The organism is Collinsella sp. WCA1-178-WT-3 (M1) (assembly GCF_009696325.1).
Taxonomy (GTDB): domain Bacteria; phylum Actinomycetota; class Coriobacteriia; order Coriobacteriales; family Coriobacteriaceae; genus Collinsella.
This window is the reverse complement of the sequence record NZ_VUME01000017.1, coordinates 26,090-34,661: the sequence shown is the minus strand read 5'-3', so window position 1 is coordinate 34,661 and position 8,572 is coordinate 26,090. Positions and strand designations below refer to the sequence as shown.

Sequence of the window (8,572 nt, the reverse complement as noted above, 5' to 3'; positions counted from 1 at the left end):
TACGGGGCAGGGGCTGACGGCCGTCCGGGGCGGTCGGCCAGCGACCACCGGTACGGCTCAATCGTATAGCCGTGCAACGGAAAAGAGCCGCCCTTTCGGACGACTCAAACTGTAATGGGGCTATTTTGACTACTTTTACATGCAAAGTAGTCAAAATAGCCCCGTCCCAAATTAGCTGCCCGAATCAAGGCAACGCCGATGTTTTGGCAACGCCAGCGAGCGCCCGTCATTTGAGCCAAGGTGCCGTGAAATGAAAAGGCGCTGACCTTCTGGTCGCGCCTTTGAAATTGAACGTCAGATTGCCGCTTAGGGGCGTTTGCAGCGTCGACCGGTCCACCGTTCGTTAGAACGGCGGAACCAAAGGCGTAGCATCGAGCCGTTACGCGGTTTGGTAAAACCGCGTAACTTACATCACCATGACGTAGCGCGATCCCACGTAGTACTGCTTACCCATCAGGACCGGCTCGCCATTGGGACCGATAAAGCCGGCACGCAGGTTGAGCAGCGGATCGTGCGGAGCGATGCCCAGCTCGGCCGCCTGCTCGGCATTGGCGCGAACGGCCTCGACCGTGCGGTAGCCAACCGAGGCAATCGGCGTTCCACCAACACGCTCGACCTCGGCAAAAATCGACTTGTCCTCAAGATCGGCCGTCAACAGCTCACGGTAGGCGTCAAAGGGCACAAAGATGTTCTCCTCAAAGATGGACTCGCCGTCGGCCGTACGCACGCGCTTGATATGCAGCAGCAGCGCATCCTTCTGCAGGCCAAAGAACTCCATCTCGTTTTGGCGCGCCGGAACGATCTGGCGATCGATTACATGCGCGCCGGCCTTCATGCCATTGTCGGCACACAGCGCGGTAAACGTCTGCAGCGTCGAGGCATGAAACTGGCGGTTGATGTGCGGCGTGGAGACAAACGTGCCACGGCCTTGCTGTTTAACCAGATAGCCATCGGAACACAGCTCCTCTACGGCGCGGCGCACCGTAATACGGCTCACCTCGTACTGCTCGGCAAGCTCAAGCTCGGACGGGATACGCTCCTTGGGTGCATAAACACCTTTCTCGATCGAATCCTTGATTTCGTCGTAAATCTGCTGGTATAGCGGCGCATTTTTGGGTGCAGGCATATCTAATCACTCTTATCGAAATATCGGGATAACACATACGTATATAACGTCTAGTTTTATGTTACCTCATAACGATAAAACGATACACCCTCCCTACCAAAAAGGGACAGGATTGGGCAGAGCCGGCAAAATGCCAAATACCTTACTTGCCGTCGTCCTGCTGCAAGCTGTCCTGTTCGCTGAGGCGCACCTGCCTGCTGGCCATGCGTGCGGGCTTGTCGGGATCGGGAACAGCCGTGGGCATGGGTTCGTCGACATGACCGCCCCACCAACCGCCCACAAAGTCGAGCGTGTGGAACACGTTGATCACGGCGCCGGGATCAACCTCGCATACCAGCCTGATAATGTCCTGGCTCTCGTAGGTCGAGACAACGGTGTGCAGCAGGTACATCTTCTCGCGGCTGTATCCGCCGACGACCTCGGCGCAGCTAATGCCGTGCTGAAAATGGTTTACGTAGGCAGTCATGACCTCGTCTGCCTTACGCGTCGTGATCTGCAGCGTCACACGATCGTAGCGACGATAGAAACTGTCGATGGTCTTGGTCGAAATAAACTGAAACACAATGGAATACGCCGCCTTGTCCCAGCCAAACATAAAACCAAAGATTGCCAGGATAAAGCAGTTAAAGCCAAAGATGATGCCCCAGATGGTCTTGCCTGTGTGGTTGGAAACCCACAACGCGATAAAGTCGGTGCCGCCGGTGGATGCGCCGGACTTAAGCGCGATGGCAGCACCCAGGCCCGAGACCACGCCGCCAAAAATGATGAGCATGATCTTGTCGCCTAAAAACGGCGCAAAGTGAAAGACGTTGAGGAACAGCGACGAGAGCACAACCTGCATCATCGAGAAGATGACAAAGCGCTTGCTAATGCCGCTCCAGCATAGGAGCGCCACGGGGATGTTGAGTGCGAGCATACCGAGCGAGATGTCGATGTGAACGCCGCCTAGCGAGGTAACGCGATCGAGAAGGACCGCGACGCCGGTAAGACCACTCGGAAGCAGGTCAGCGGGCCGAATGAACGCCTGGATCAGAAATGTCTGGAGAACAGCAGAGACCGTGACTGCCACGGCAGTAATGGCACGGCGGACGATGGTGAGGCGGCCGAGTACGAGCACGCGGTCCGTGAGCTGATCGATGGCATCCGCCACGCAGGCTCCTTTCGAAGGCAGATATAGTTGTGGGGCATGCCCGCGATTGTAGCATGGAGCGTGCGGGGGCGCCTCAATTCACCCTCTCTCGACAACCATCAGAAGGACCGTGAGGCCGCTCAAAAGAAAAACGCCGTGAAGAGAGCGATCCCTTCACGGCGAATTCGGCATTTGCCCAGATAAAACCTGCCAAAATAAACCTGTCCCTAAATGGCAGGTAGGATGTCACACAGATTGTCGATGACAACGTCGGCGGCAGACTGGTCCAGGTTGACGCCCTCGTGCGGACGCAGCGCCAGGACGCGGGCGCCAGAGCGCTTGCCAGCCTCGATGCCCAGAGGCGAATCCTCGATAACCAGGCACTCGGCAGGCTCCACCCCCAGCGCCTCCATGGCACGCTGGTAGATCTCGGGGTCGGGCTTAAACGCACTGCACTCGTGACCGCTGATGGTGTAGTCCAGCACGTCGGCGATGCCGGCAATCTCCACCAGCTCGTCGATCAGCTCGCGATAGGACGAGCTCGCGATGGCACACTTCACGCCGCGCTCATGCAGCTCACGCATCACCGGCTCCGTCTGCTCGTTGAGAAGCTCGGCATACGGAACGGGGTGGTGCGGGCTGTAGACCTGCTTGTACTCCACGCGCAGGCGCTCACGCAGCTCAACATCGTCGGGCACCAGCGCCTTCCAAATGGCCGGCTCGTTAGACCCCGAAAGGTCGGGGATCTCGTCAAAGTGGAACCCCTTCTCTTCCATAAACGCCACGCGGCGACGGTTGTAGAACCACTCGGTATCGACCAGCACGCCGTCCATGTCAAACAGCACTGCCTTAATCATACGCTCCTCCTTCCACCTGCCAAAAAGGGACAGGTTTATTTTGGTAGGTTTTATCTGGGGTTTGCGGCGCGACAAACACGCCCCCAAAGCAAAAAAGGGGACGGGGTGAAAACCCCATCCCCTCTCAATCAACCCGTAAGGTCTACTTACTTGTGATTAGTAGGAAAGCTTCCACATGTAGCGACGCATGGTCAGCGGGTGCTGACGGGCCTCGGCGATCTGGTTGCCGTACTCGCGCATAACGGCGAGGTGCAGCAGCGGGTTGAAGTAGGTGACGACGCTCGCGGGCACGGCGTCAGCCAGGCCGTAGTCCTTGGAGTCGATCAGAGCGACCTTGGCGCCCATGCGCTCAAGGAAGGTGAGGGCGCGGGCGTCCATCGGACGGGTAGCGCCATCGGACATGAAGAAGACGTAGGGCTTACCCTCGGTGGAAACCTCGAACGGGCCGTGGAAGTACTCGCCGGTGTTGTAGGCGGCGGCGTCGATCCACTGCATCTCGGTGAACAGGAAGGCGGCGTGAGAATAAGCCATCTTCTCGGAGGCACCGGAAGCCATGAAGTAGATCATCTTGTCGTCCTTGAAGTCCTCGGCGAACTTCTTGGCGAGCTTCTTGCAGGACTGAGCGGCGTTCTCGCAGAGGTCGAAGACGTTGGTGAGACCGGTGATCATGTCCTCGTAGTGGTCATAGCCCTCGGTCTGCTGAAGGATCTCGAGAGCAAGAGCGATGGCATAGCCGGGCTTCTCGCACTTGGCAGCATAGTTGGCGTGGAAGCCGTGGATGATGACGTGGTCGGCGTCGACGGTCAGAGCGGAGCCGGCCTTGTTGGTGAGGGAGACGACCGGGCAGTTGTGCTTCTTGGCGGTCTTGTTGGCCTCGACGGTCTCGGGCGTGGAGCCACCAAGGGAGCAGGTGATCACGAAGGTGTGCTCGTTGACCCAGGAGGGCGTGTCGTAGTTGAACTCGTTTGCGGTGAAGATCTGAACGTTCAGCTTGTCCGTGTTGTTGGCCAGGAAGTACTTGGCGGGGTAAAGGTCGGACATGGAAGCGCCGCAGCCAACGAAGGCGACGCTGTGGATCTCGTGGTTGGACAGGACGTCAGCGACGATCTGCTTAGGGAGGTTAAGGTCGATCTCGTACATCTGACACATTCCTTTCGATTTTTGCGGCGCCACTTTGCCGGACGTGCGCAGGATTACCGTGATTTGGACCGAGTCGCCGGCCCATTGAAGATGTGACATAGGGACTGTCCCTTTGACACATTTAGGGATGGAAGCCTGCCTGGGGTATGGGATGCCAGGCAGGCTCCCCGGGGAAAGCGGTTAGACGCTTGGGCGCGACTAGGCCAGGATGCCGGCCGCGGAGAGGGCGATGCCGCCCACGATGGCGATCACAAGAAGCCAACCGGTGTTGACGTTCTTCTTGATGAGCCAGTACATAAGGCCGGTGAGGCCAAGGGAAATCATCTGGGGCATCATGCCGTCCAGGATGTCCTGGATCACGACGGTGCCGTCAGCGAACTGCAGCGGGGTGGTGGCGCCGATCAGCGTAGCGATCATGCCGCCCACGGACATAAGACCCACGATGCCGCAGACATACATGAGCTTCTCCATGAGGTCGCCGCCCTGAAGCTTGCTCAGGTACTCGTGGCCGCCCTGATAGCCCATCTTGGCTGCGAACCAAGTGATCAGCACGGAGGGCACGATGGAGATGAGCATGGCCAGGATCGGGCCCATGATGGAGCCCTGCTGAGCAAGCTGAACGCCCAGACCAAAGGCGATAACGCGGATGGTGCCCTGGAAGAAGGAGTCACCAATACCGGAAAGCGGGCCCATGAGGGAGGTCTTGACCGCGTTGATCGAATCGGGATCGAAGTTCTCGGGATCCTTGGCGTACTCCTCCTCCATAGAGGCGGCGAGGCCCAGGACGAAAGCGCTCGTCTGCGGAGTGCAGTTGTAGAACGCCATGTGACGGCGATAAGCCTCTTTCTTGGCAGCAAGCTGCTTGGGGTCGGACTCATCCGGATAGAGGCGATCGAGCGTGGGAACCATGCCATAGAGGAAGCCCATGTTCATCTGACGCTCGTAGTTCCAAGAGGCCTGGATGGCCCAGGAGCGCCAGAAGAACTGGCTGACCTTCTTGTTCAGGGACACGTCCTTGGTTGCGGTTGCCATAGTGTGTTCCTCCTTAGTCTTCGTCGTCTTCGAGCGGATCGTAGTCGGAATCGACACCGGCGGCTGCATGGGAACCGTTGAACTTGAAGCCCATGAAGACGACAGCCAGGCACACACCGATCAGAGCGACCGCGATGACGGACAGGTTGAGGTAAGCGGCGAGCAGGAAGCCGATGAACAGGAACGGAGTCATACCCTTCTTGATCATCATGGTGAGCAGCAGGGCCAAGCCGTAGGCGGTCATGATCTTGGTCGAAACGTTAAGACCAGTGGACAGCCACTCGGGGACCATGTTGACGATGGCCTGAACCAGGTCGGTGCCAACAAAGACGGCGAGGAAGATCGGCAGGAAGTACATGACGGCGTACAGACCAGTGCCGACGCAGATGTGCATACGGTAGGCGGTCTTGAACTTTCCGTTATCGATCGCGCTATCTGCCACATGGGTGAGGGCGGCGATGATGGAACGGAACACGATGCCGAGGAGCTGACCCAGGACGGCGACCGGGATGGCGATCGTCATGGCGGTCTCGGCGGAAGCATCGGTCAGGCACGCAAAGGCAGCGGCCACGATGCCGCCCAGGACCATATCGGGCGGAACGGCAGCACCGACCTGCACCAGGCCCATGGACACGAGCTCGACGGCGGCACCGACGGCAAGGCCGGTGGGCACATCGCCCAGCAGCAGACCGACGAGCGTAGCGCCAACGAGGGGCTGCTCGAAGTTAAGACGACCGAGCAGGCGGGAGTCCCACATGCAGAACACGCCGACGAGGCCGACGAGCACCGCACTGATGAACGTATTCATACCCTTCTCCTTTCAGTCAGGCAAAAGCCTGGTTGACTACAGCTTGGCGTCGATGTCGACGCTCTGATACGTGGGGGTCTGCTGGACATAGAGCTTGATGCCCATGTCGAGCAGCTGGTTGATGTCGGCCTTCTGCGTGGCGTCGAAGAAGACGGAGCTGTCCTTGCCGCCGACCTGATCGGCACCGTCGTGGTTGGCGGTGGCGCCCAGGTTGATGGCGTCGAGCTTGTAGCCCTGGCAGAACTGCAGCATCTCGGCAGTGTTGCCAAAGACGAACATGACGCGCTCGCCAAGGGTGTTGAGCTTGTCCATCTTGGCGAGGGCGCGCTCGACGGTGAAGACGTTCAGGCGCACGCCCTGGGGCTTGGCCAGCTTAAGAGCGCCCTTCTTGATGTCATCGTTGGCGGCAGCGTTGTCGACGACGATGATGCGCTCGGCCTGAACCTTGGTGGTCCAGGTAAAGACGACCTGACCGTGCAGCAGACGGTAGTCAAGACGTGCGAGGACGATCTTGGCGGGACCGGAGCTGTGACGGGACGCCTTGGCCTTCTTGGCGGGAGCCGCGACGGCCTCGACCGGTGCGTTGGGGTTGGTCAGACCAGTGCGGGCCTCGTTGATGAGGGCCGCGAGCTCGGTGCCCTTGACGGGGGCGGGGCTCATAGCGAGCGTGAGCGCCAGCGGGATGTTGAAACCGCTGACAACCGTGAACTTCGTGCCGTTCTTGGAAAGCTCGACCATGCTGTTGTTGACCGAGCTGCCGAGCATATCGGTCAGCACATAGACGGTGTCGTCCGCGTTGAACGTGGCGATCATGGCGTCCACCTTATTGGTGATGGGCTCCTTGTCGTCACGAGCAAGCGACACGACGTGGACGTTCGACACGTCGCCGAGAACCATCTCGAGCGTGTCTTTGGCGCCTGCGGCCAGGCCGCCATGAGATGCGAGAATGATCTGATTCATCTTGCCTCCTCCTTTTCGTTATGGTCATTATAACGTCTTATACGCTACTTACATTGATAATTAGTATAAAGACCGTTCACGGTTAAAAATCGACCGTTTACGGGGTTAACGTACTCGAAACATTGGGGCTGGGTAGGCGGGAACTGGCTGGATAACCCCAGGTCGGATGCCGCACGCAATTCCCTATCGCACGAAGTACCAGGGACTTTCCTGTACGGTGGGCTCCAGCGCGATGCCGGTGCGTTCCTTAAACAGATCCATGTCCTGCGATTTCTCCGTCCACCACGCGTTGGGCTTAAAGGTCATGCTCTCAATGACATGACCGACAAACACACTGTTGCGCAGCTTGGAGAAGTCGGTGTTCATAATCAGGATGGACGCGAGCACCAGCACGATGCCCAGGACTTTGATCGCGCCGGCGGGCTCGGCGTAGACACCAATGCCCAGCAGTACGGTGACAACTGTCTCGAATGACATTACGACGGGAACTTTCGACGTCTCGAGCCCCATGGACAGACCCTGCATATATAAGATGTAGGCCACGGCTGTGGGGATGAGTCCAAAGCCAAGGAACAGCAGCAGCAGCTGTGGCGACATTGCCGCGGCGACATCCGGCCACGGAGCCGCGATAGCTGCCATAACCGCACCGCCAAAAACAAAGCCCCAAAACGTGACAGCCAGCGGGTGGACCGTCTTGGTTGCTATTCGGCTAAACACCGCGAGCGACGCACCACAAAGGCCTGCAATCACACCCGACGTGACGCCCCAAACCGAAAAATGAAAACCGGAAAGGTCGCCATTGGTCACTGCAAGCACGCAGCCAACGATATTAAAGACAATGGCAACGAGCTTGTTAGGGGTCACGTCCTCGCGATAAAGCACGCGGCCGAGCATGACGCCAAACACCGGCGAGGTATAGAGCAGCACCGAGGCCGTGGACATGCCCACCTCGCCCATGCACTCGTAATAGCAGGTGTTGGCGGCGGCCAAACCGACGATACCGACAAGCGCGCAGGGAACAAGCTCTTTAGGGCTTGCCTTGAACAGAGCCAGCGGACCCTGAGCCACGGTAGACCCCTCACCCGGGCGGCAGCCCATAAACATCAGGACCGGCGCCAAGATAAGCGCTCCGACCAACAAGCGAAAGGCAGCCATGCTCTGGGACGAAACGCCCATGGCCGAGATGCCGTTTACAAAGATTCCGATGCTGCCCCACATAAGCGCGGCGATCAGCACCAGCACATAGCCCAGATTGCTTTTCTTCAACGCAGCCTCCTCGGTATTGTTTCCAATATGTTTCATACTACGTTATAGTCGTTATATACATTTTTCAAGCCACAAATCGCCGAACGGAAAATGATCCGCTGGGGACGGAGGAAAACGGATCACTGAGGGGCTGGTCTGCGTCAGTGATCCGTTTTCCTCCGTCCCCGGCGGATCATTTGGCTGTTGCGGTGAAATAGTTCCTAAATAGAGGCTTCAAGCCCCCAAACAGGAACTATTCCACCGCAACTTATGAG

8 protein-coding genes are annotated in these 8,572 nt (G+C 58.4%); all 8 read right to left on the bottom strand.

Annotated features, from left to right (window positions below):
- Nucleotides 1-406 precede the first annotated feature (406 nt).
- A complete protein-coding gene (locus FYJ40_RS08480; RefSeq protein WP_154518558.1) occupies nt 407-1,126 on the bottom strand; it encodes a GntR family transcriptional regulator in 720 nt (239 codons plus the stop codon).
- 142 nt (nt 1,127-1,268) lie between these two features.
- Nucleotides 1,269-2,276 (bottom strand): YitT family protein, encoded by a 1,008-nt coding sequence (locus tag FYJ40_RS08475; protein WP_370450677.1) that lies wholly within the window; start codon nt 2,274-2,276, stop codon nt 1,269-1,271.
- A gap of 206 nt (nt 2,277-2,482) precedes the next feature.
- Nucleotides 2,483-3,112 carry an HAD family phosphatase gene (locus tag FYJ40_RS08470; protein WP_154518552.1) on the bottom strand — a complete coding sequence of 210 codons (630 nt, stop codon included), beginning with the start codon at nt 3,110-3,112 and terminating at the stop codon, nt 2,483-2,485.
- Nucleotides 3,113-3,268: 156 nt separating this feature from the next.
- Nucleotides 3,269-4,252 carry an SIS domain-containing protein gene (locus FYJ40_RS08465; protein WP_229770738.1) on the bottom strand — a complete coding sequence of 328 codons (984 nt, stop codon included), beginning with the start codon at nt 4,250-4,252 and terminating at the stop codon, nt 3,269-3,271.
- A 198-nt stretch (nt 4,253-4,450) separates the two neighbouring features.
- On the bottom strand, nt 4,451-5,284 hold the full coding sequence (locus FYJ40_RS08460) for a PTS system mannose/fructose/sorbose family transporter subunit IID (protein WP_154518549.1): 834 nt from the start codon (nt 5,282-5,284) through the stop codon (nt 4,451-4,453).
- Between the two features lie 13 nt (nt 5,285-5,297).
- Entirely contained in the window at nt 5,298-6,092 is a 795-nt protein-coding gene (locus FYJ40_RS08455) for a PTS sugar transporter subunit IIC (protein WP_154518546.1), read from the bottom strand.
- Between the two features lie 36 nt (nt 6,093-6,128).
- Nucleotides 6,129-7,052 (bottom strand): PTS mannose/fructose/sorbose transporter subunit IIAB, encoded by a 924-nt coding sequence (locus FYJ40_RS08450; RefSeq protein WP_154518543.1) that lies wholly within the window; start codon nt 7,050-7,052, stop codon nt 6,129-6,131.
- A gap of 183 nt (nt 7,053-7,235) precedes the next feature.
- Complete coding sequence (locus FYJ40_RS08445; protein ID WP_195838625.1) at nt 7,236-8,318, bottom strand: DMT family transporter; 1,083 nt, start codon at nt 8,316-8,318, stop codon at nt 7,236-7,238.
- Nucleotides 8,319-8,572: the final 254 nt, after the last annotated feature.

Bases quoted from the DNA above. Each gene is read 5' to 3' on its own strand.
- FYJ40_RS08480 (WP_154518558.1), bottom strand. From the start codon at position 1,126: ATGCCTGCACCCAAAAATGCGCCGCTATACCAGCAGATTTACGACGAA.
- FYJ40_RS08470 (WP_154518552.1), bottom strand. From the start codon at position 3,112: ATGATTAAGGCAGTGCTGTTTGACATGGACGGCGTGCTGGTCGATACC.
- FYJ40_RS08465 (WP_229770738.1), bottom strand. From the start codon at position 4,252: ATGTACGAGATCGACCTTAACCTCCCTAAGCAGATCGTCGCTGACGTC.
- FYJ40_RS08460 (WP_154518549.1), bottom strand. From the start codon at position 5,284: ATGGCAACCGCAACCAAGGACGTGTCCCTGAACAAGAAGGTCAGCCAG.
- FYJ40_RS08455 (WP_154518546.1), bottom strand. From the start codon at position 6,092: ATGAATACGTTCATCAGTGCGGTGCTCGTCGGCCTCGTCGGCGTGTTC.
- FYJ40_RS08450 (WP_154518543.1), bottom strand. From the start codon at position 7,052: ATGAATCAGATCATTCTCGCATCTCATGGCGGCCTGGCCGCAGGCGCC.